Genomic DNA, 23,422 nt, shown 5'->3' with positions numbered 1-23,422 from the left:
ACACGCCCCCGGTCACGATCCGTGCTGAACCGATGCCGGTGAGCCGCTCCGGAAGTGCTCGGTGAGGACCGAGCCGATGACTCGGAGCGAATCCGGGTCGGTCATCCGTTCGTGCCGGACCGGAATCCGGTGTTCGGCAATACGCCCGGTGACGTAATCGCCCCAGGCGCGAGCAGGCGAGGACCCGTCGCTCCTGGGGTCGGCGGCCGCGCTGAAGTAGATCAGATCACCATCGAACGGCCCCGGCCGGTGGTTCCAGGTGAGGTCGACGAGCCGGGCGTAATCGCCTTGCACTCGCACGAGATGCTCAGGGGTCACGAGGGTGAACAGTCCCCCTTGCCGGTGCAGCAATTCGGTCGCGGCCTCGACGGTCAGCTCGGCGGGCCCGTCCGGAACAGTGAGACCGCCGAACTCGGCGAGCATCGTCGCCACCGAAGGGGTGGGCGCACGGAAACTGCCGGCCGCGACGACCCGGGTGTCCATCATGGCGAGGGTCGCCACGGTCTCCCCCTCGCTGCGGAGTTGCACGGCGATCGCGTGGGCGATGGTGCCGCCGAGCGAATAGCCGAGCAGATGGTACGGGCCGTGCGGTTGGACGGACCGGATCTCCTGCACATAGCGGGCAGCCAGTCGGTCGAGGGTGTCGAACCGGATGGTGGGGTCGGTCAGTCCGGGGGATTGCAGCCCGCGGACGGGACGGTCGGGATCGAGGTACTGCAGGAGTCCGCTGTAGCCCCAAGCCAATCCGATCGCCGGGTGGACGCAGAACAGCGGCGGCTCGGTTCCGGCGGCCCGCAGGGGCAGCATGACGGCGAGCGCCTCCGCGAGATCCTGTTCGCCGATATCCGGTCCCGCGAAACCGTCACGTCGGCTCTCGATGCGCAGGGCCAGCGATCGCGGCGTCGGATCGGTAAACAGCCACTGCAGTGGAACGGTGACACCGGTGGACTCCGCGAGCAGCGCCACCAGCCGGGTGGCGGACAACGAGTTGCCGCCGAGAGCGAAGAAGCCGTCGTCGACACCGATTCGCTCGAGGTCGAGGGTCTGGCCGAAGGCTGCGCAGACGGTGGCCTCCATCGGGGTCGACGGCGCCCGGAACCGAGACCGACCGCGCAGATCCGGTGCGGGCAGGGCGCTGTGATCGAGCTTTCCGGTGGTGGTGAGCGGGATCCGGTCCAGCGTGAGGATGGTGGTGGGGATCATGTGGGTGGGCAGTCGGGCAGCAAGGTGCCTGGTCAGCGCCGCGGCGTCCGGTGTGGCGTGCGGGGCCGCCACCACATAGCCGGTGAGCTGATCGACGCCGTCGGCCCGAGTGTGGACCGCGACCGCGGCCCGGGAGACATCGGGGTGGCCGCACATCGCGGCTTCGATCTCACCGGGTTCGATGCGATGGCCGTTGACTTCGATCTGCAGATCGGTGCGGCCCAGGTATCGCAGTCGCCGGTCGCCGATCCAGGTGACCAGATCGCCGGTGCGATACATGCGGGTCCCAGCCGGCCCGTACGGGTCGGGGACGAATCGGGCTGCCGTGAGCGCAGGTTGCCGGTGGTAACCGCGGGCGATGCCCGCTCCGGACAGATACAGTTCCCCGGGCGCCCCGGGCGGGACCGGGCGCAGTCCGCGGTCGAGCACCACGGCGGAGAACCCGCGGGCCGGGCCGCCGATCGGCGGCGGACCGGCAGCGGTCACGGTCAGGGGAACCTCGGTGCAGTTCTGGATGGTGGTCTCGGTCGTCCCGTAGGCGTTGATCAGCGTGCGGCCCGGGGCCCAGCGGGTCACCAGATCCGGTGAGCAGGTCTCGCCGCCGAGGATCAGGGTGTGGAGGGTATCGAGTCCGTCGGGGTCCAGCGATGCGAGCACGGTAGGTGTGAGGGCCGCATGGGTGACACCTTCCGCCTCGATCACCCCGGCCAGTTCGGCACCGGCGGCCACTCGTTCCGGCGCGAGAACCAATGTCGCTCCGGCGGCGACGGCGCTGACCCATTCCAGGATCGACACGTCGAAGCTCGGTGCGGCCGCGGCCAGCATGCGCGCGGAGGACGTGAGGCCGATCCGCTCCCGCGCTTCGGCGGCCAGATTCGCGATCCCGGTATGGGTGACCACGACCCCCTTGGGCGTCCCGGTCGAGCCCGAGGTGTAGATCAGGTAGGCGGGATGCTCGGGCCGGAGCGTGGTTGTGCGCTCGCTGTCGCCAATTGCGTCGGCGGGCAATGCCATTGCCTTCGTAATGAATTCGGGACTGTCGAGGCTGAGCCATGTGGTGGCCTCCGGCAGCACGCCTCGACAGGTCTCGGCGGTCAGCCCGGCGACGACACCGGCATCGGCGAGCAGATCACTGATCCGCTCTTCGGGCTGGTCGGGGTCGATCCGAACGAACGCGGCGCCGGTCTTGGCGACCGCCCACACCGCGATCATGGCGTCGATGCAGCGCGGCAACGCCACGGCCACAAACGATTCCGGTCCTGCCCCGGCGTCGATCAGGATCCGCGCCCACCGGTTCGAGGTTTCGTCGAGTTCGCGGTAGGACATGGTCCTGCCGGCACAGACCAGCGCGTCGGAATCGGATTCCGCTGCGGCCGCTAGCATGTGCGGCAACGTCGATGTCGCGACGCCGGGCTCACCGCGCACGGGCACCAGCGTGGTCAGCTCGTCCGGCGACAGCAGCTGGACCTGCCGCAGCGGACGATCGATATCGTCGACAACGGCGTCGAGCACGCGCAGCACGCGGCCGGCGAGAGCGTCGATCTCCTGCGGGCGGAAAAGTCCGGGCAGATATTTGAAGGTCAGCTCCAGCCGAGCACCGACATGGACGCTCAAACCCAGCGGATAGTGCGCGGCGTCTCGTCCGTGCACGTCGAGGACATGCATCCCGGCGATGTCGGTGTCTTCGGACAGCCCGGCCGCGTCGACCGGGTAGGACTCGAAGACGGTCACGGTGTCGAACATCGCGCCGGCCCCGGCCGCCTGCTGGATCCGGGCGAGTCCGAGGTGGTCGTGGTCGAGCAGCGCGGCTTGTTCGGCCTGGATTCGCCGGAGTAGCCGCGCGAGACTCTCGGCGTCGTCGAGCCGGACCCGGACCGGGACGGTGTTGATGAACAGTCCGATCATCGATTCGATACCGGCGATCTGTGGGGGTCGCCCGGAGACGGTCGTGCCGAAGACGACGTCGCCGCGCGCGGTCGCGTTCCCGAGCACGATCGCCCAGGCGGCCTGGACGACGGTGTTGAGGGTGCTCTCCTGCTGGTGGGCCACAGCGACCAGGGCCGCGGTGCGGTGCTCGCTCAGGCGCACCCGGACTTCGCGCGCGGCGTCGGTGTGGCGGCGGGCGCTGCCGACGCCGGCCAGCAGGGTCGGCTCGGTGACGCCCTCGAGTGCCCGCGCCCACGCGGTTTCCGCCGCGCCCTGATCCTGGGCTTTCAGCCACACCAGATAGTCGCGGTAGGGACGCACCGGAGGCAGTGCCTTGGGGTCGCTGTCGCCGGCGTAGAGGATCAGCAGCTCCCGCACCAGCAGTGGGGTGGACCAGCCGTCGATCAGAATGTGATGCATGCTCAGCAGCAGCCGGTACCGCTGGGGTGCGGTGTCGATCAGGGTCAGTCGCAGCAGCGGCGCGGCACTCAGGTCGAAGTGCCGGTCGGCGTCCATGAGCTGAGCGAACGCGGCTGCGGTGTCGGTGCTTTCCGTGAGGTCGATCCGCGTGAACGGCACCTCGACCCGGGATTGCACCACCTGGACCGGTCCGCCGGCACCGGCACCGACGAACGCGGTACGCAGGTTCGCGTGCCGTCCGATCAGGGTCTGCGCGGCGCGGCGCAACCGGTCCGCGTCGACGCGCCCGCCGAGCTCCATGTCGAGTTGCACGATGTAGTCGTCGCGGGCGCCCGCGGCGAGCTGGGCGTGGAACAGCAGCCCGGCCTGGAGCGGCGTGAGCGACCAGATGTCGTCCAGTGCCGGATACCGGGCCGCGAGCCGGTCGATCGTGGCCTGGTCGACGTCGACGAGGTCGAGGTCGGAGGGGGTCAGCCCGCCGGCACCGGGCCGGGACGCGTGGGCGGCCAGGGCGGCCACCGCGTCGCGCCACGATTCCGCGAGTTCGGTGACCTCGGCGGCGGTGATCGCGCCGGCCGGATAGTCCCAGGTGGCGGTCACGGCAGGTCCGTCCGCCGTGTCCAGGGTGACCGCGTCGATGCTCAGCAGGGCGGCCGCGGCCGCGTCGGGATGCTGGACACCGCCGCCGGCGCCGCCGTCCGCGGGCACCCATCCGATGTCGCGCAGCGCGTCGGGAACGGTGTCGAGCCGGCCGAGATAGTTGAAACTCACCTGGGGGCCGGGCAACGCGCCCAGAATGTCGGCGGTATCGGCGTCGAGGTAGCGCAGCAGCCCGTAGCCGATCCCGTGGCCGGGGACCTCCCGGAGTTGTTCCTTGACCGATTTGACGAGCGCGCCCGCGGCGGCGCCGGCGTCGAACGCGTCGTCGATGTCGATGTCGGACAGGTCGAGCCGCACCGGGTACGTGGTGGTGAACCATCCGACGGTGCGGGTGAGGTCGGCGCCGGGCAGGACCGTGTCGTCGCGCCCGTGGCTTTCGAGCGTCAGCAGCGTCTCGGTGACGTCGTCGCCGCGGCGGTGCCGCCACCGGGTCAACGCCAGTGCGAGCCCGGCGATGAGCGCATCGTCGACCTTGCCGTGGAACGCCCGGGGCAGGGTGGTGAGTACCGCGCGGGTCACCGCGGCGGGCAGCTCAACCCGCACGGTCACGACCGTGGCCTGTACGTCTACGACCGGGTCGAGCGGGCGCGTCCCGATCGGCGGATCCGCGGCGGCGAGCGTGGTACGCCACCGATCGAGTTCGTCGCGGCCCGCGGCCGCGGTGGCCAGTGCGTGCGCCCAGCGTCGCATCGACGTCCCGACGGGCTCGAGCCGTGGCTGTTGCCCGGCATCGACCTGGGCTCCCGCGACTGCGAGGTCGGGAACGAGGATCCGCCACGACACTCCGTCCACCACCAGATGGTGTGCGACGACCAGAATCCGGCCCGGCCCGTCGGCGCACTCGAACCGAACCAGTTGCAGCACAATGCCCGCGGCGGGATCGAGGCGCTCGGCGGCCGCCTGCGCCTCCCGGTCGACGAGTGCGGCGAACTCGCTGCTGTCCGGTGCCACATCCACCGGGACGTGGCGGATCAGTTCAGCGGCGGATACTCCGACCGGCCGCACCTCCAGCGCCCAGCCGCCGGGTTGTGCGGGTTCGGGTCGTAGCGTGGCCCGCAGCATGTCGTGATGGTCGATCACCGCCTGCACGGTCGCCGCGACCGCGGTCCGGTCGATCCCAGCGGGCAGCGTGAGCAGCACCCACTGGCAGAAGCGGTCGAATGCGCCGCGTTCGACCATCCAGCGCATGATCGGCGTCAACGGCATCGGACCCACACCGCCGCCGGGCAGTTCGTCCGGCAGCGCGGCCGCCGCGGTGTCGCGGACCGCGATCTGGGCCAGTCCGGCAACGGTTCTGCGCTCGAACACATCCCGCACCGACAGCACCAGTCCCGCGGCCTTGGCTCGCGTCACCAGCTGGATCGACATGATGCTGTCGCCGCCGAGGGCGAAGAACGAATCGTCGAGCCCGATCGTGTCGACGCCCAGCACCTCGGCGAACAGTCCCGCGAGTGTGATCTCCGTATCGGTCCCGGGCGCCCGGAATTCGGTTCGGCCCGCGCTGAAGTCGGGTTCGGGCAGTGCGTTGCGGTCGATCTTGCCGGTCTCCGTCGTCGGCAGCGAGTCGAGCACAGTCACGGTCGCCGGCACCATGTGCGGAGCCAGGCGCTGCCCGGCGAACGCGAGGACCGTGGCCGGGTCCAGCTCGGCGCCGGGCTCGGGCACCACGTACCCGATCAACCGCCCGCCGTTCGTGGCGTCGCGGTGCACGGCCGCCACCGCGCGAGCCACCCCCGCGCAGGCCAGCAGGACCGATTCGACCTCGCCGAGTTCGATCCGGAAACCACGAAGTTTGACCTGGAAGTCCGTCCGGCCGACGTAGTCGAGCGTCAACCCTCCGTCCGGTTGCCGCAGCCAGCGCACCAGATCCCCGGTTCGATACATCCGCTGCCCCCGGTGCGCGAACGGGTCGGCGACGAACCGTGACGCCGTCAGACCCGTCCGGTTGCGGTAGCCGCGAGCCAGTCCCGGACCGGTGAGGTAGAGCTCGCCGACGACTCCGAGCGGTACCGGACGCAGCCACGGGTCGAGCACGACCTCGTCGACGCCCCGGATCGGTCCGCCGATCGTCGCCGACTCCCCCGGCACCATCGGCACACCGGCGTCGGTCTGGATCGTGGCCTCCGCCGGACCGTAGGTGTTGAACAGTTTCCGCCCGGGCGCCCACCGCGACACCAGTCCCGGCGGGGGCACTTCGCCACCGATCACGACCGTCACGAGGTTGCGCAGCCCGGCCGGGTCGACCGTGCCCAAGGCCGTGGGGGTCAGCGCGGCATGTGTCACCGAGTTCCGCGAAATGATCTGCGCCAGCTCGATTCCGCCGAAGACGGTCGGTGGCGCGATCACCAGCCGCCCACCCGACGCGAACGCCCAGAGGAGTTCCAGGACCGCCGCGTCGAAACTGGGGGACGCGGCGTGCAGCACCCGCGCGCCCGGCCCGAGCCCGAACCTCGAGCACTGCTCGGCTACCAGGTTGGCCAACCCGCGGTGCGGGACCTCCACGCCCTTCGGTACGCCTGTCGAGCCGGACGTGTAGATCAGGTACACGGTGTGATCGATCCGGACCGGTCGAATGCGCTCGGCATCGGTCACCGGCGCGTCCGGCAACCGTGCCACATCGGCGGCGACCGCCGGCTCGTCGAGAACCAGCCACCGCACACCTGCGGGTAGTCGATTCCGCCACTCCGACAGCGTGATTCCGGTCGCGACGCCGGAATCGGTGAGCATGTGCCGGATCCGGTCCCCCGGATTGCGCGGATCCACCGGAACGAACGCCGCCCCCGACTTCGCCACCGCCCACACCGCGAGCACCGACTCGTAGGAGCGCGGCAACCCGATCGCGACACTCGTCTCCGGCCCGGCACCGCGATCGATCAGCAAGCGCGCCAACCGATTCGACGCCGCGTCCAGCTCGCCGTAGGTCCACTGCCGGTCCCCGCACACCACCGCCACCGCCGCCGGATCCCGCGCCACCGTCGCCGCCAACAGCTCCGGCAGGAGCCGCTCCGGCACCGCGGGTTCACCTGATACCGGCGCCATTTCGCGGTATTCCGCCGGCGAGAGCAGGTTCAGCCGGGCCAGGGGTCGATCCGGGTCGGCGACGACGGCGTCCAGCACACCCCGGATCCGGCGCAGGGTCGCGGCGATCGTGTCGTGGTCGAAGAACTCGGGCAGGTACTTGAGCTCGAGGTGCAGTCGGGAGTCGACCCGCCCGACCACGCCGAGCGGATAGTGCGCCGCGTCGGTGCCGGTCACGTCGACCAGCCGCATGCCGGCGATATCGGTGTCCGCGGTCAACCCGCCGCGGTCGACCGGGAAGGACTCGAACACCGTCATCGTGTCGAATACCGCGCCCGGCCCGGCTACCCGCTCGATGTCGGCCAGACCGATGAACTGGTGATCGAGCAGCGCGGCTTGTTCCGCCTGGATTCGGTCGAGCAACTGCCCGAGGGTCTCGGTGTTGTCGAGCCGGACGCGGACCGGCACGGTGTTGATGAGCAGCCCGATCATCGCGTCGATCTCCGGGATCCGCGCGGTCCGTCCGGAGACCACGGCACCGAACGTCACATCCGTCCGGGACGTCAACGCGCCCAGCACGATCGCCCATGCCGCTTGGATCACGGTGTTGAGCGTGATCCCGCGCGACCGCGCACGGGCGGTCAGCGCCGCGGTCTGCTCCTCGGTGAGTTCGCCACGGACGGTACGCGATTCGGTGTAGCGCCGGCGGGGATCGGCCGCAGCCACCAGGGTCGGCTCGTCGGCGTCGTCGAACGCACGGGCCCAGGCGCCGAGCGACGCGGCCCGGTCCTGCCGGCCGAGCCAGGTCAGGAAGTCCCGGTAGGGGCGCACGGGTGGCAGCATCGCGGCATCGCAGTCGGTGGCGTAGAGCACCAGCAGCTCTTTCAGGAGCAGCGGCGTCGACCAGCCGTCGAGCAGCAGGTGGTGATTGGTCAGCACCAGCCGGTACTGTTCCGGCCCGACGGTGACCAGCGTCCAGCGGAGCAGCGGGGCACGAGCCGGTTCGAACCGGGTGGCGCGGTCGGCGGCCAGCAGCCGCTGCCAGTCGCGATCGCGTGCGCTCTCGTCCGACCCGGACAGGTTCAGCTCTGTCCATGGCGCCTCGGCGGCGTCGTCCACGACCTGCACCGGGCCCGCCTCGGTGTCGGTGACGAAGGCGGCGCGCAGATTGGCATGCCGGTCGAGCAGCATCTGTACGGCGCGGCGCAACCGCGGGGGATCGACCCGGCCGCGCAGCTCGAGGATCAGCTGCGTGATGTAGGCGTCCACCGACCGCTCGGATACCAGCGCGTGGAACAGCAATCCCTGTTGCAGCGGGGCCAACGGCCAGACGTCGCTCAATGCCGGATACCGGTCCTCGAGTCGCTCGATCTCGGATTGTCCGAGCGCGACCAGCGCCAGATCCGACGGCGTCCGTCCGCCGCTGCCGGCACGGCGGACATGGGTCGCCAACGCGGTCAGTACTCGGGACCACGACTGCGCCACCTCGCGCACCGCATCGGCCGTGAGCACCCCGGTGGGATACGACCAGATCGCTTGCAGCCGAGACCCGTTCGTGTCGTCCAGGACGACGGCACGGATGTCGAGCACCGCCGGCACCGGCGCATCCGGATCCTGGGTACCGGCGAGCTCCGCGTCGCCCGCGGCAGCGCCGACGTGCGCCGGTACCCATCCGAGGGCCGGTATCGCCTCGGTGACTCCGGTTGCGCGGCGGCCGAGGTAGTGGAACGCGAGCTGCGGCGGCGGCGCGGTCGCGAGGATCGCGGCGGTGCGCTCGTCGAGATACCGCAGCATGCCGTAGCCGATCCCGTGGTCCGGGACCGCACGCAGCTGTTCCTTGACCGACTTGACCGCTGCGCCCAGGGTCGGCCCACCCGCGCCCGCGTCGTCGAGATCGATGTCCGAAAGATCCAGGCGCAGGGGATAACTCGTGGCGAACCAGCCGACCGTCCGGGTCAGATCCGCGCCCGGGACGACACCGTCCGCGCGGCCGTTCCCTTCGAGACGAATCGACACGTCGGCGGGAGCCGCCGGCTCGTGCTCGCGCCGCAGGCGCAGCATCGTGACCGCCAACGCGGCCAGCAGTCCGTCCGCCACTTCGGCGTGGAATGCCGCCGGCACCGCGGTCAGCAGGGCCTCGGTCACCTCGGGATCCATGTCGACCTCGACCGTGCGGGCAGTCGAGACCACGTCGATCGCGGGATCGAGGGGCCGTGACCCGATCATCGGGTCGGCCCCGGCGGTCATCGCTTGCCACAATTCGAGTTCGGCGACACGATCCGGGCGTCCGGCCGCCTCGACCAGCGCGTGCGCCCACCTGCGCATCGACGTTCCGGTCGGGGCCGGATCGGGTGGTTCGCCGGATGTGATCCGCGCCCACGCGGCCGTGAGATCCGGCACCAGCACCTGCCAGGAGAGCCGATCGATCGCGGACCGATGCACGACCACCAGCACCGTGCCCGGCTCCGTCGGGTCCACCGGGTCGAACCAGACCACCTGGGTCACGATCCCGGCTCCGGGGTCGAGCCGGTTCACGGCGGCATCCAACTCGGTCGTGGCTGCGGCACGGATCTCGGTGCGCCCCAGCCCCGCTGCGATCGGCGCGCGCACGAGGACGTCGTCGGCGCGAATCGTGCCGACCGGCAGCACTTCCCATGCCCAGGGCCCGTCGGCGCGCGCGTCGAGTCGCGCCCGCAGCAGGTCGTGCCGATCGAGAACGGCCTGGACGCTGTCGACGAGTTGCCGCCGGTCGATCCCCGTCGGCAGGCCCAGCATCATCGCCTGTGCGAAGCGGCGGTGCGCGGCCCCGACGCGATCGAGCAACGATCGCATGATCGGCGTCAGCGGTAGCGGGCCCACACCGGCGCCGGGCAGTTCCGCGAGAAGTGCTGTGGCCGAGGTGTCTTCGCGGACGGCGACCCGGGCGAGCCCGGCGACCGTCTTGTGTTCGAACACGTCGCGTGCGGAGAAGATCACGCCCGCTGCTCTGGCCCGGGTCACCAGCTGGATCGACATGATGCTGTCGCCGCCGCGGGCGAAGAAGGAATCGTCGGCACCGACCGTATCCGCACCCAGAACCTCCGCGAAGCACCGGGCGACGATCTGCTCGGTCGGCGTTTCGGGCGCGCGGAAGGGCTTGTCGCCGGCGAACACCGGCTGCGGCAACGCCTCGCGATCCAGCTTCCCCATCGGCGTCAACGGAATACGGTCCAACACCATGATCGACGCCGGAATCATGTACGACGGCAACCGGTCACCCAGGTAGCCGGCCAACACCGACGAATCGATCGAACGGCCCGGCGCGGCAACAACATACGACACCAACGACTGCGCCCCCGAATCACCGCGGTGACCGACCGTCACCGCGTGACCGACCGCCTCGTGCGCCACCAGCGCCGCGTCGATCTCCCCCAGCTCGATCCGCAGGCCGCGAATCTTGACCTGGAAATCGGACCGGCCCAGATGCTCGATCGTTCCGTCTGCTGTCCATCGAGCGACATCCCCAGTCCGGTACATCCGCTCCCCCGGGGCCCACGGGCACGCGACGAAACGCTCCGCCGTCGTACCGGCCCGACGGTGATATCCCCGAGCCAGAAGCCCACCGGCGATATACAACTCGCCCGCCACACCGGCAGGCACCGGCTCCAGCCGTTGATCCAGAATCCACGCCGACACACCGCGCATCGGGCGACCGATGGTCACCACACCACCTGCCGCCAACGGCGGGCTCAGGGTCGCGGCGACGGTCGTCTCGGTCGGCCCGTACTCGTTGCACAGGGTGCGGCCGCCACCCCAGCGCTGAACCACTTCGGCGCCGTAGTCCTCGCCGCCGACGATCAGATGGGTCAATTCCGGTAGTGGCCAACGGGTGTGGTCGATGGTCGACAGCGTGGACGGCGTCATGAGAACGTGGCTGACCCGTTTGCGGGCGATCAGGTCGGCGAGTTCGTCACCGCCGTAGACGTCGCTCGGCGCGATGACCATGGTGGCGCCGGCACACAGTGGCAGCAGCAGTTCCAGGACCGACACGTCGAAGCTCGGTGAAGCCAGATGCAGTGTACGAGAATCGGATTCGATACCCATGGCGTCCCGGTGCGCGACGGCGCAGTTGTACAGCCCGCGATGGGTGACCGCGACCCCCTTGGGCAGGCCGGTCGATCCGGAGGTGTAGATGACATAGGCGATGTCGTCGATCCGCAGTGGGCGTGTCCGTTCGCTGTCGACGACGGACCGGTCGCCGGCCGCATCGACGTCGTCGGAGTGGTCGAGGTATTCCGTTGTCAGCCAGTCGATATCGTCGGGCAACTGCGCACGGACGGCCGCCGAGGTCACACCGACGAGCGCCCCCGAATCGGTCGTCATGTGCGTGATCCGCTCGCTCGGATAACCCGGGTCGATCGGCAGGAAGGCCGCCCCCGACTTCGCGATCGCCCACGCCGCCAGCACCGAATCCACCGAACGCGGCAACCCGATCGCGACGACGTCCTCCGGGCCCACACCCCGGCGAACGAGCCGCCGGGCCAAGCGATTCGAACGCTCATCCAACTCCCGATAACTCATCTGCCGGCCGCCGAACACGATCGCCACGGCCTCGGGGTCCTGCGCGGCTGCCGCGGTGAGCAGATCGGGCAGCGTCATCGGTGCGGCGGCGACAGCACCGCGGCGGGACAGCAGATCGGCACGCTCGGCAGGCTCGAGTACATCGATCGCCCCGACCGGGACCGCCGGATCGGCAGCCACCGACTCCAGCACCCGGATCCACCGGCGCGCAAAGGATTCGATCGTCGCGGCATCGAACAGATCCGTGGCATAGGTGACCGCCACCGTCATGCCGCCGCCGTCGTCTTCGGACAGAACGAACTGCAGGTCGAAGCGTGACACCGCGTTCGGCAGTTCGATCACCGAGAGTTCGAGATCGGGCAGTTCGAACCGCACCGGTGCCAGGTTCTGGAACGCCAGCAGCACCTGGAACAGCGGATGGCGAGCCTGGGATCGGTGGGTGACCAGCCGGTCCACCAATTGCTCGAACGGGACATCGGCATGGTCGAACGCATCCAGATCCACCGGCCGCACCCGGCCGAGCAGATCCGCGAACGACTCCCCCGGATCGATCTCCGTCCGCAACACCAACGTATTGACGAACATGCCGACCACATCGTCGAGCGCCGCCACTCCGCGCCCCGCGACCGGCGTACCGACCGGAATATCGAGCGAACCGCTCAACCGCGCGAGCAACACCGCCAACGCACCGTGAACCACCATGAACAACGACGAATCACGCTCGCGGGCACAATCCCCCAACTCCCGGACCAGCCCCGCATTCAACGAGAAGCTTTGCGTCGCACCGTGATTCGACATCACCACCGGCCGTGGCCGATCGAACGGCAGCCGGAGCTCCTCGGCGACTCCGGCGAGGGCTTCCGTCCAAAATCCGATCTGCTCGGCGGACAGTGATTCCGGATCGTCGGGTGAGCCGAGGACGGCTCGTTGCCACAGCGCATAGTCCGCGTACTGGACGGGCAGCGGTGTCCACGAAGGGCTTTCGCCGCGCGCGCGGGCGCTGTAGGCGGCCGCCACATCACGCGCCAGTGGCGCTATCGAGAAGCCGTCCGCGGCAATGTGATGCACCACGACCGCCAATACGTGTTCCGGTGTCACCGCGTCGGCCACGCGGAACAGTCGGGCACGCACCGGCACCCGGGTGCTCACATCGAAGCCTTCGGTCACGAATTCGGTGACCGCGGGAATCAATCGGCCGGTCGGGACCGTCGTCAGGTCGGGCTCGCGGTCCACCTGGTCGACGGATTCGATCTCCTGGATCAGCATTCCGTCGCGCTCGGGGTAGCGCGTGCGTAACGACTCGTGTCGGGTCAGCACGTCGATCATGGCCAGCCGCAGGGCATCGATGTCCAACTCGCCACGCAGCCGAATGGCGATCGGCATGTTGTATGCCCCGGAGCCGGTGTCGTATTGGTTGAAGAACCACATGCGTTGTTGCGCCGGCGCCAGCGGTACGAGATCGGGGCGCGGACCGGCGATCAGCGGCGGGCGGGGGCGCCGGCCCGTCCCGGTATCCTGCTCGATGCGGGTGGCCAGTTCCGCGGTCGTGGCCGCCTCGAACAACAGCCGCACCGGAATCTCGGTGTTCAGCGCGGCCCCGAGGCGCGCAGCGACCCGGGCCGCGACCAGGCTGTCCGCGCCGCGGGCGAGGAAGGAGTCGTCGATACCGATGGTGTCGACGCCGAGTACAGAAGCGAACGTCTCGGCGATGAGGTGCTCGATCGGTGTCCGGGGTGCGCGGTACGGCTTGTCGTCGGTGAACTCCGGTTCGGGCAACGCCCGGCGATCGAGCTTTCCGGTGGGTGTCAACGGGATTCGGTTGAGCACCACGATCGAAGACGGCACCATGTAGGACGGCAGACGGTCGGCGAGATACTCGGCCAGGAGTGCGGTGTCGATCGAATACCCCGGCGCGGCAACGACATACGACACGAGCGAATGAGCTCCTGAATCGGCGCGATGGCCGATCGTGACGGCGTGATCGACACTCTCGTGACGGGCGAGCACGGAGTCGATCTCACCGAGCTCGATCCGCAGACCCCGGATCTTGACCTGGAAATCGGACCGGCCCAGATGCTCGATCGCACCACCGGCCGACCAGCGCACCACATCGCCGGTTCGATACATGCGCTCGCCCGGCAGCCACGGGCACGCCACGAAACGCTCCGCCGTCGATCCCGCCCGGCGGTGGTACCCACGAGCCAACAGCCCCCCGCCGACATACAACTCACCCGCCACGCCGACCGGAACCGGCTGCAGCCGTGGGTCGAGTATCCACACCGAGACGCCGCGGATCGGATGACCGATCGTGACCAACTCGCCGGCCGCCAAGGCGGTCAGCGTCACCGCGATCGTGGCCTCGGTGGGCCCGTATTCGTTGAACAGTTCCCGATCATCGCTCCACCGTTCGACCAGCTCGGTGCCGTAGTCCTCGCCGCCGACGATCAGATGCCCCAAATCCGGTAGTTGCCAACGGGTGTGGTCGATGGTGGACAGCGCCGAGGGTGTGATGCACGCGTGGCTGACGTGTTCGCGGTCCAGGAGTTCGGCGAGTTCGTCGCCGCCGAAGCTGTCGCCGGGTGCGACGACCATCGTCGCGCCCGAGCAGAGCGACAACAGCAGTTCCAGAACCGAGACATCGAAGCTCGGCGAGGCCAGATGGATTGTGCGGGAATGCGTTCCGATGCTCAGGGCGGCCCGGTGTTCGGCGCTGCAGTTGTGCAGACCTCGATGGGTGACCGCGACGCCCTTGGGCAGTCCGGTCGATCCGGAGGTGTAGATGACATAGGCGATGTCGTCGACACGCAACGGACGCACCCGATCACCGTCGGTGACCGGCCGATGATCGTCACCCTCGAGGTGATCGACCGTCAGCCAATCGATGCCGTCGGGCAACTCGGCGCCCACGGATCCCACCGTCAAGCCGAGCGCCGCGCGCGAATCGGTCACCATATGGACGATCCGTTCGACCGGATAGGTCGGATCGATCGGAACGAACGCGGCCCCCGCCTTGGCCACCGCCAACACCGCCAGCACCGAATCCGCGGAACGCGGTATCCCGATCGCGACGACATCCTCGGGGCCGATGCCCCGCGCGATCAGCTGCCGAGCCCACCGGTTCGAGCACTCGTCCACATCCCGGTAGCTCAGCTGCCGTTCCCCGGCCACGATCGCCACCGCGTCAGGATTCGCCGCAACCGCGTCGGCCAGCAGCTCCGGCAGGGTGGCGGGCGCCAGCGCGGGTGCGCCGTGCCGAGTCAGCAGATCGGCCCGTTCGGCGGGCTCGAGGACGTCGATCGACCCGACCGGTTTCGCCGGGTCGGCGACTACCGCTTCGAGTATCCGGATCCATCGGCGGGTGAGGGAGTCGACGGTCGCGGCATCGAACACGTCGGTGGCGAACGTGACCGCGACGGTTGCCTCGCCGCCATCCCGGTCTGCGGTCAGGACGAATTGCAGGTCGCAGCACGATATCTCGCTGCACGGGCCGGCCGCTGGTCCGAGGTCGACCGGTTCCGGTCCGACCGGCTCCGGCTCCCGGAACGCCAGCATCACCTGACACGACGACCGAGACGACCGGTCCGCCAGTTCTTCGAGCGGGATATCGGCATGCTCGAACGCGTCCCCGTCCACCTGCCGCACCCGGCCGAGTAGATCCACGAACGATTCCCCCGGATCGACCTCGGTCCGCAACACCACGGGCGCCGCCACCCCACGCCCCGCAACCGGTGTACCGACCGGAATATCCGACGTGCCACTCAACCGCTCCAGCAATACCGCCAACGCACCGTGAACCACTGTGAACAACGTCGAATCATGCTGCCGCGCGCATTCCGCCAATGCCCGAACCGATCCCGCACCCAACGAAAAGCGTTTCGTCGCACCCCGATTCGACATCACCACCGGCCGCGGCCGATCGAACGGCAGCCGAAGCTCCGCGGGAAGGTCCGCGAGCGTCGCCCGCCGGAACGCCAGGTTCTCGCGGCGCCGGCGGATCCGGTCGCCGGCGGCGGCACTGCCGGGATCTACCTGTTCGAGCTCGGCGTCCGGGCCGGCCGCGGCGAACTCGTCCACGAACTCCGCGAATCCGGTGCAGTGCGCCGACAGTTCGAGCTCGGTGTACAGGCTGGGATTGGCCAGGAAATGGAGCAGTGTTCGCGGCGGATCCCCGGTCTGATACACGTCGACCAGCAAATCCTCGACCGGGCCGGAGCTGAGGATATGGAATTCTCCGGTCACCGACCCGAGCTGAATCTTCTGCGGGAAGAGCATGACGTTCACCACGGGGCCCGCGAAGCGCCGCTGCGCGCCACCGGTCCCGGTGGCGGCGCGAATGTCGGTGAGACCGAACCGCTGGTGCCGCAACACACCCACCAGATCGGATTGCACCCGCAGCGCCAGCGTCGCGACGGTGTCACTCCGCTCGAGAACGATCGGGAGCGGCGCCACATTGACGAATACGCCGCCGGACCGCCGCAGCACGGCGGTCGTGCGTCCCGACACCGGAATATTGACCAGTACCTCGTCCCGGCCGGTCTTGCGGGCCAGATAACAGCCGAATGCGGCGATCACCACCGCGGCCGGGCTCGCGCTCAATGCCTTTGCCGCCGAATCGATTCGCCCGACCGTCACCGCTGGTAGTTCGGTGATCGCGACGACACTGTCCGCGCACGCCGGTGCCTGCCCGGCCGCCAGGCTGCTCTCCGCGCTGACGCCGTCGAGTCTGTTCACCCAATATTCCCGGTCGTCGGCGAACCGTTTGGACTCCCGGTAGCTGCGGTCGGCCTCGTACAGGACGCGGATGTCCGCCGCCTGATCGGGCGTTATCGCGTCGCCGTTCAGCGCCGCCGTGTACAGCGCCGCAATCCGGTTCACGATCATCATCGCGCCGTAGCCGTCCAGAGCGACGTGGTGGCTCCGGCAGTACAGCAGATAGTGCCGGTCCCCGACCCGCACGATCGCCGTCGCGACCAATCGGTCCCGGGTCATATCCAACGGCGCGGTGTACTCCCGGCGCATCCACGCCAATCCCGCTGCGACGGGATCCGGTTCACCACGCAGGTCGATCACCGGTCCCGATGACGCCAGCGACGGGTCGTACACCTGGTACGGGACACCGTCGGTCTCGACGAGCCGTAGATATCCCGACTGGAACTCGTGGCCGGCTCGAATCGCCGCCTTACGCAGCAGATCCAGGTCGAGGTCGCCGTGGAACTCGACATACTGTGCCTCGGATATCGGCACATCCGGACTGAATTTCTGCGCCAACCACAACCCCCGCTGCCCCGCAGACAAGGGTATCGGCTGTATGGCTGACGCGTCCGGTTCGGCTTTTCCGCTCGATCCTCGATCGAGGTCGAGCTGCGGTCGCGAAACGGTCATGTTTACCTTCTAATCCCGACCGCGCCAAGTATAAGACGAACACCCGTCCGTGTATACGGCCGGAAACCGGAACAGTTTCGCCGGGCACGCGTTGCATAGAACCGAAAGGCAACGATCGAGAGACTTTTATCTTTCGATTCGACCATTGAATACTCGGTATCGAGTTACTCGCAGATAAATACCGGAGACTTCAGCAGCGCCGTACCGGACAACGACCGCCGACGGCGACCACCGAGCCATAGAGACTGTCTATTATTGGGAACGGGTCGGGGCATGCGAAACAGATCGGGTGAGGGGTGACGAATGCCGGCTCGGGTGTGGTTTCGATGGCTGCTCACCCACGGACTCCCGCGGACCTATCTTCGGTTGGCGGCGCGTCGAGGTGATCCGCTCGGGCAGATCGCCTTCGGACCGGATCGCCTGCTCGGTTCGTCGCCGTACGTCGAGGAGATCCGGCGGCGGGGCCGAATTCCCAGGCTTTCCGGGGTACACGTCACCGCCGACTACGAACTGTGCCGGCTCGTCCTGCGGGACCAACGCTTCGGCGTCGTCCGCCCCGACCATCCAGCCCTGCCGAAGCCGATCCGCCGGCTGCTGGCGATGACAGATCTGGGACTGCCCAATCTCGGGGAACCACCCTCGATGCTGGTGACCGATCCACCGGATCACACCCGGTATCGGCGCATGGTCGGACAGGCGTTCGGCCCGAAGGCGATCGCCGCACTGGCGCAGCGGATCACCGAAGTGGCCGACGACCTGGTCGAACGCCTGGCATCGAATCCTCGACCCGATCTGATCACCGACTTCTCCAAACAGCTTCCGGTGACGATCATCGCCGAAATTCTCGGGCTGCCCGCCGACATGCACGCGACGCTGCTGAAATGGGGGGACTCCGGTGCGCCGCTGCTCGAGCGAGGCCTGAGCTGGGCCGCCTACCGCGACGCCGTGGCGGACCTGATCGAAGTCGAGGAGTACTTCGACCGGCACTTCGATCGGCTCGATGCCGACCCGCGCGACGACGTGCTCAGCATGCTGGTGACGCATGACGACCTCACCCGCCGCGAGCAGGTGGCCAACGCCACCCTGCTGCTGGACGCCGGATTCATGACGACGGTGAACATGCTCGGCAACGGAATCGCGCTGCTCACAAGCCACCCGGACCAACTGGAACTGCTGGCCGCACGCCCGGAGCTGTGGCCGAACGCGATCGCGGAAATCCTGCGCTACGACGGTCCCGTGCGGATGACCGGCCGGGTCGCGAACGCCGACGTCGACCTCGCCGATCAGCGGATCAGATCAGGTTCCCTCGTCCTGCTCTCACTGGCGGGAGCCAACACCGATCCCGCGGTCTTCCCCGACCCCCAACGATTCGATGTGACCAGGGCCAACGCCACGGAACATCTCGCGTTCAGCTCCGGGATACACGGCTGTCTCGGAGCCAGGCTGGCCCTGATGGAAGGCACCGTCGCGCTGCGGGCCCTCTTCGATCGGTACCCGGATCTGCGCCTGGACGGGCCGCCGGTCCCCCATCCCATCCTCCGCAACCTGCACGCCTACCGCTCGATGCCGGCGAAGCTGGCTGCCGCCTAGGCCGGGTTCGTCAGCCGGTGCCGCACTGCCGCCGTTTCGAGCCGGGCGACCGCGTCGTCGGCCAGCCACCGCACTTCTCCCTCGTTCATGGCGCGGGTCGAGTACCCGATGCTGAGGTCGAGGCCACCGCTCCGCTCGTTCGCGATCACGAACAGCGACGAGCCGAAGACATCGAGCGATACCGCTCGGGTGACGTCCTCGAGTGTGTACGCGCCGTAGCTGCTCCGCAGGCCGGACTCGCCTGCCGTGGTCACCGCGAGTCCGTCCAGGCGCCGGCGGTTCCGCAGCGTCGGGCCGACTTCGCGCCGATACACCTCCCAATCGGGAAACTTCATGATCGAGGCGGACTCCCGGTTCTTGGCTAGTGCGGCGATGAGCTTGAACGAGGCGTCGCGGGCGGTCGCCCAGAAATCGTCGGTGATCGGGTGCTCGGTGCGCAGGATGTCGACGTAGCAACTGTAGGTCTCGCGGGGCAGCGCGAGCGTACTGAGGCGGCGCAGGTCGACGGTGTTCAACACGGTCATGACGTCGAGCCGGTACCGTTCGCGCAGGGCGAGCAGGAAGGCCGCCGTCACCGCACCGTGCAGCGTCGTCTTGTTGGCTTTGACGGCCTCCGCGAGCGCTGCGGTCTCGGTGGGCCCGAAGCGGCGCACCAGTACTCGCGTTTCCTTCTTCCGGCCGCGCACCTTCTGCTTCGGTAGCCGAACGGCCGGCGTATAGGCGGTCTTGCCACCGCGTGCCGGGTCCGGCAGGCCGGCCTCGATCGGTGGGGGCAGGGCGGTGTCGAGCGACGGTTTCCGTTGTGCCGCAGCGGGATCGGCGAGGAATTCCAGCAGCTCGCACGCGAGCACGTGGGCCGACCGGGCGTCGAGTATCGCGTGATCGGCGCAGATGACGAGGTGGCTGAGGTCGGCGTCGGGCGACTGCCGCACCAGCGTCACCCGCAGACGCGGATGGTTGCCCTTCCGAATCGGGGTGCGCATGTCGGCGGCGAGAACCTTGCGCCACGCGTCCGGGTCGGTGTCGTCGAGGACCCGCAACGGGATCCGTGTTGTGCCCTGGGTGTCGAACCAGCCCTGGCGATAGGCGAACGGCGGCACGCGTCGCCAGACCATCTTGCCGTAGCGAATATGAGCGCGAAGAATGGGATGCTGGGTCTGCAGCCAGGCGAGCGCGCGCTCCAGCAGCGCGGGATCGAGATGGCCGCGCACGTGCAGTACCTGCATGGCGATCAGCGCGCGATGGGCATGCAAATCGCTGAGCAGTTGTTCCCGTCCGCCCAGGGGGCGTGTTTCACCCAAACCGTCCTCCCATATTTGCGAATGTCGTTTCAGGTCACCTGAAATCGACCGGCCCGACCGAATAAGGGACTCGAGCAATGAACGGTATCGAACAACCGATAGTCGAGTATATCTCCGCGATGGCGGTCGAAACCGGCGGAACTCCGGTCCGTCGTGACACCCTTTTGCTCGAGTCCGGCCTGCTGGACTCGATCAGCCTGGTGAAACTGGTGCATTTCCTCGAGGAGCGCTTCGAGATCAGCATCCCGGAAACGGAGATACGGGAAGATCTGTTCGAATCGCCTGCGCACCTGGCTGCCTACGTTTCGCAGCGAATTGCTCAGCCGGCCTGAAGATCTCGCAGCCGCGCGCGGAGCACCTTTCCGGCCGGGCTGCGCGGCAACGCGTCGACGAACGCGATTTCGGTGGGGACCTTCTGGACCGAAAGCCGTTCGCGGGCATAGCGGATCAGGTCGTCGGCCGACACTTCGTCCCCGGTGACGACGAACGCGATCAGCCGATTGCCGTTGCGCCGGTCCGGGAGACCCGTCACCGCGGCCTCGGTGACGGCGGGCAGGGTCATGAGCGTCTCCTCCACTTCGATGGGATCGATCTTGTAGCCCGACACCTCGATCAGCAGCTTGCTGCGGCCACGGACGAAGATGCGGCCCTCCTCGTCGAGCGAAGCAAGGTCACCGGTCCGGAACCAGTCCCCGTCGAACGCCGCGGCGGTGGCCGCGGCATCGCCGAGATAGCCACGCATGAGCGAGGACGATCGCACTTCCATTTCGCCGACGGACGGGCCGAATTCGGTGTCGAACGCGACGATGCGGACTTCGCCGTCGCCCGCCGGCTTGCCCACCGAAGCCCAGGTCGCGTCGGGATCGGCGGAGTCGTTGTGCGAGAACATGCTCACCTCGGTCGAGCCGTAATCCTGCCGAAGTGTGACACCGAGGCGCTCGCGCACCAGGTCGAAGACCGGCCGCTGCAGCGCGACGCCACCGCAGAAGGCCAGGCGCAGTTTCAGATCGAAACTACCCGCCTGACCGGCGAGGATTTCGTACATGGCCGGCACGGCACCCATAAAGGTGACGCGCTCACCGACCATGGTGTCGAGCAGTTTCCGGCGCGACAACGCCAGCGGCAGCGGGTCGCTCCAGTAGAGCGTCGTCGCACCGCCGGCGACGGCTTGGGTTGCGCCCAGTAGGAAGCCCATCGAGAAGTTGCTCGGCAGAATGTCGAGGACGATGTCGTCGGGCTGAATGCCCCAGGCCGTGCTGGATCGTTCGCTGTCCGCGATGAGCTCGGCATGGGTGTGCGGTACCACCTTGGGCAACCCGGTCGAGCCGGAGGAGAAGACGTAGAGCGCCGCTGTGTCACCCGACAGTTTCGGCAGCTCGGTGGCGGCGCTCGATTCGGGCAGCGCATCGGTCCGGAACAAGGGAATGCCGGGAGCCGCGTCCGCGATGAGCGTCTCGGCGGCAGCGAGCCCGGGAGTCGAGACGACGGCCTTGGGTTCGGCTTTGCGCGCGAGGGTCGCGAGTTCGGATCGCGTGGCGGTCTCGCTCAGCGGCACGGCGATGGCGCCGATCGCGAAGAGCGCGTGGGCGGTGACGAAGAGGTCGGGCGAGTTCGGAATCAGCAGCGCAACGGGATCGCCGCGCTCGACGCCGCGTTCGATGAAGCCGGCGGCGAGCCGGCCGATCCGCTCGACCAGGGCGGCGTACGGGGTGAAGACTCCGCCCTGCCGCAATCCGCTGGTGGTCGGTGCCCGTGCTGTCAGCGCGAGCAGATTGTCGTAGATCATCTCTACTCCGCGGGGTCCGCCCCCCTCTGCCCGTAAGGATAGGGGCTGGAACGCGGCACCTGCAAGGAGTCGGCGCCCGGCACACCCTGGAAATAAGGGCCTGACCTGCTGTTATCCTCGGCCGCGAACCGCCGATCGCGGATCCCGGAGACGACCGCGAGATCGTCGCCGGGGTCGTGACCACCTCTCCGACGGCGGGGCCGAAGCAGCCCTGTGCGCCTCAGGTCAGCGCATACAGCGCAACCGAGCCGACCGCCAGCGCCAGATACGGCAGTGGGTAGCCGATGTCGCTGTAGGCGCGAGCCCACAGCACGGTCGCCAATGCGCCGAGGAAGTAGAGAACCAAGCCGATTCCCGCGGCCAGTCCCAGCGGAGCGACCGCGAATCCGGCCAGCAGACCGAGGGCTCCGATCGCTTTGATCCCCGCCAGCGGATAGAGCGTCCAGTCCTGCAGACCGTAGCGCTGCATGTTCCCGCGCACCCAGTCGGCGCGGAACACGTCGATTCCGCTGGCGATCAAGGCAGCGGTCGCGGCAGCGACGGTGACGACGACGTAAGCAATGGACATGGGTATTACCCTCCAGTTTCCGAGTGGGATCGCCGGTGATGGCGGATCCCTCGACAAGGTGACGAATGCCGGACGGAAAAGGTGACCGATGCAGATCCAGGACGGGCTCGCAGCTCGATTCGAGAGCTACCGTCCGCAGCTCAACGGACTGGCCTATCGCATGCTCGGATCGTCGGCCGAGGCCGAGGACGCGGTGCAGGAGGCGTGGCTGCGGTTGGCCGCTCAGCCCGACGAACCGGCCAACCTGATCGGGTGGTCGACCACGGTGGTCTCCCGGATCTGCCTGGATCTGCTGCGTTCGCGTGCCGCACGACGTGAACATCCCCTGGAGCTGCTCGCCGAACCCGGCACCACCGCCTACGACAGCGAACCGGAACACGAAGCGCTGCTTATCGATTCGGTCGGGCGGGCCTTGCTGGTGGTCTTGGACCGACTGAGCCCCGACGAACGGGTGGTGTTCGTGCTGCACGACCTGTTCGCGGTGCCGTTCGAACAGCTCGCCCCGATCGTCGGCCGCACCCCAGCGACCACGAAGAAGCTCGCCAGCCGCGCCCGGCAGCGCACCCACACCGACGTGACCCGGACAACCACCGAACTCGCCGAACACCGCCGAGTGGTCGAAGCCTTCCTGTCCGCCGCACGCAGCGGCGACCTGGCGGCGTTGCTCGCCGTGCTCTCCCCCGATGTCGTGCGCATCGCCGACCCGGCCGCACTGCCCGCAGGTATGGCCGCGATCGTGCGCGGCGCTCGCGCGGTGGCCGAGGAAACCGTTGTGCTGCAACAACGTTCCGCGGTGGCGGCACTTGCGCTGGTGAACGGCACGGTAGGCATCCTGGTGGCCCCGCACGGCAGGCTGCGGCTGGCGCTCACCGTCACGGTGCGCGACAACCGGGTCGCGGGCTACGAGGTGATCGCGGATCGAGCGCGCCTGCGCGCGCTCGCCGTGCGGGTCTTGCCCTAGGCCCTTCGGCGCGTACCGACTGGGTGCCGTTTGGGCCCGTGGGTCAC

Annotated in this window: 7 protein-coding genes; 3 read left to right on the top strand and 4 right to left on the bottom strand. The window is 68.6% G+C overall.

Annotated features, from left to right (window positions below; all coding sequences use genetic code 11):
• Positions 1 to 12: 12 nt before the first annotated feature.
• The gene (locus EBN03_RS20870; RefSeq protein WP_122189777.1) at positions 13 to 17,169 is read right to left on the bottom strand and encodes a non-ribosomal peptide synthetase; all 17,157 of its coding nucleotides are present in this window, start codon (positions 17,167 to 17,169) and stop codon (positions 13 to 15) included.
• Between the two features lie 303 nt (positions 17,170 to 17,472).
• Here EBN03_RS20870 and EBN03_RS20865 point away from each other — a divergent pair, with 303 nt between their 5' ends.
• On the top strand, positions 17,473 to 18,759 hold the full coding sequence (locus EBN03_RS20865; protein WP_122189776.1) for a cytochrome P450: 1,287 nt from the start codon (positions 17,473 to 17,475) through the stop codon (positions 18,757 to 18,759).
• Here the strand turns inward: EBN03_RS20865 and EBN03_RS20860 are convergent.
• On the bottom strand, positions 18,756 to 20,060 hold the full coding sequence (locus EBN03_RS20860; protein WP_147471655.1) for a phthiocerol/phthiodiolone dimycocerosyl transferase family protein: 1,305 nt from the start codon (positions 20,058 to 20,060) through the stop codon (positions 18,756 to 18,758). The genes EBN03_RS20865 and EBN03_RS20860 overlap by 4 nt on opposite strands.
• Positions 20,061 to 20,137: 77 nt before the next feature.
• On the opposite strand from EBN03_RS20860, the gene EBN03_RS20855 reads away from it, so the two are divergent.
• Positions 20,138 to 20,392 (top strand): acyl carrier protein, encoded by a 255-nt coding sequence (locus EBN03_RS20855; RefSeq protein ID WP_122189774.1) that lies wholly within the window; start codon positions 20,138 to 20,140, stop codon positions 20,390 to 20,392.
• Here EBN03_RS20855 and EBN03_RS20850 read toward each other — a convergent pair.
• Together EBN03_RS20850 and EBN03_RS20845 are read right to left on the bottom strand one after the other, a co-directional pair.
• Positions 20,380 to 21,846 carry a class I adenylate-forming enzyme family protein gene (locus EBN03_RS20850; RefSeq protein WP_122189773.1) on the bottom strand — a complete coding sequence of 489 codons (1,467 nt, stop codon included), beginning with the start codon at positions 21,844 to 21,846 and terminating at the stop codon, positions 20,380 to 20,382. The two genes, EBN03_RS20855 and EBN03_RS20850, sit on opposite strands and share 13 nt — an antisense overlap.
• 220 nt (positions 21,847 to 22,066) lie before the next feature.
• The gene (locus tag EBN03_RS20845) at positions 22,067 to 22,414 is read right to left on the bottom strand and encodes a DoxX family protein (RefSeq protein WP_122189772.1); all 348 of its coding nucleotides are present in this window, start codon (positions 22,412 to 22,414) and stop codon (positions 22,067 to 22,069) included.
• Between the two features lie 88 nt (positions 22,415 to 22,502).
• Between EBN03_RS20845 and EBN03_RS20840 the strand changes: the two genes are divergently transcribed.
• Entirely contained in the window at positions 22,503 to 23,375 is an 873-nt protein-coding gene (locus EBN03_RS20840; protein ID WP_122189771.1) for a sigma-70 family RNA polymerase sigma factor, read from the top strand.
• Positions 23,376 to 23,422 lie beyond the last annotated feature (47 nt).

It is taken from the genome of Nocardia stercoris (genome assembly GCF_003696265.1).
Lineage (GTDB): Bacteria > Actinomycetota > Actinomycetes > Mycobacteriales > Mycobacteriaceae > Nocardia > Nocardia stercoris.
This window is presented reverse-complemented; position numbering and strand designations above follow the sequence as displayed.

What these genes read in the sequence shown, in the direction of transcription:
- EBN03_RS20855 (WP_122189774.1), top strand. Translation starts at nt 20,138, where the DNA reads ATGAACGGTATCGAACAACCGATAGTCGAGTATATCTCCGCGATGGCG.
- EBN03_RS20840 (WP_122189771.1), top strand. Translation starts at nt 22,503, where the DNA reads ATGCAGATCCAGGACGGGCTCGCAGCTCGATTCGAGAGCTACCGTCCG.
- EBN03_RS20870 (WP_122189777.1), bottom strand. Translation starts at nt 17,169, where the DNA reads ATGACCGTTTCGCGACCGCAGCTCGACCTCGATCGAGGATCGAGCGGA.
- EBN03_RS20845 (WP_122189772.1), bottom strand. Translation starts at nt 22,414, where the DNA reads ATGTCCATTGCTTACGTCGTCGTCACCGTCGCTGCCGCGACCGCTGCC.
- EBN03_RS20850 (WP_122189773.1), bottom strand. Translation starts at nt 21,846, where the DNA reads ATGATCTACGACAATCTGCTCGCGCTGACAGCACGGGCACCGACCACC.
- EBN03_RS20865 (WP_122189776.1), top strand. Translation starts at nt 17,473, where the DNA reads ATGCCGGCTCGGGTGTGGTTTCGATGGCTGCTCACCCACGGACTCCCG.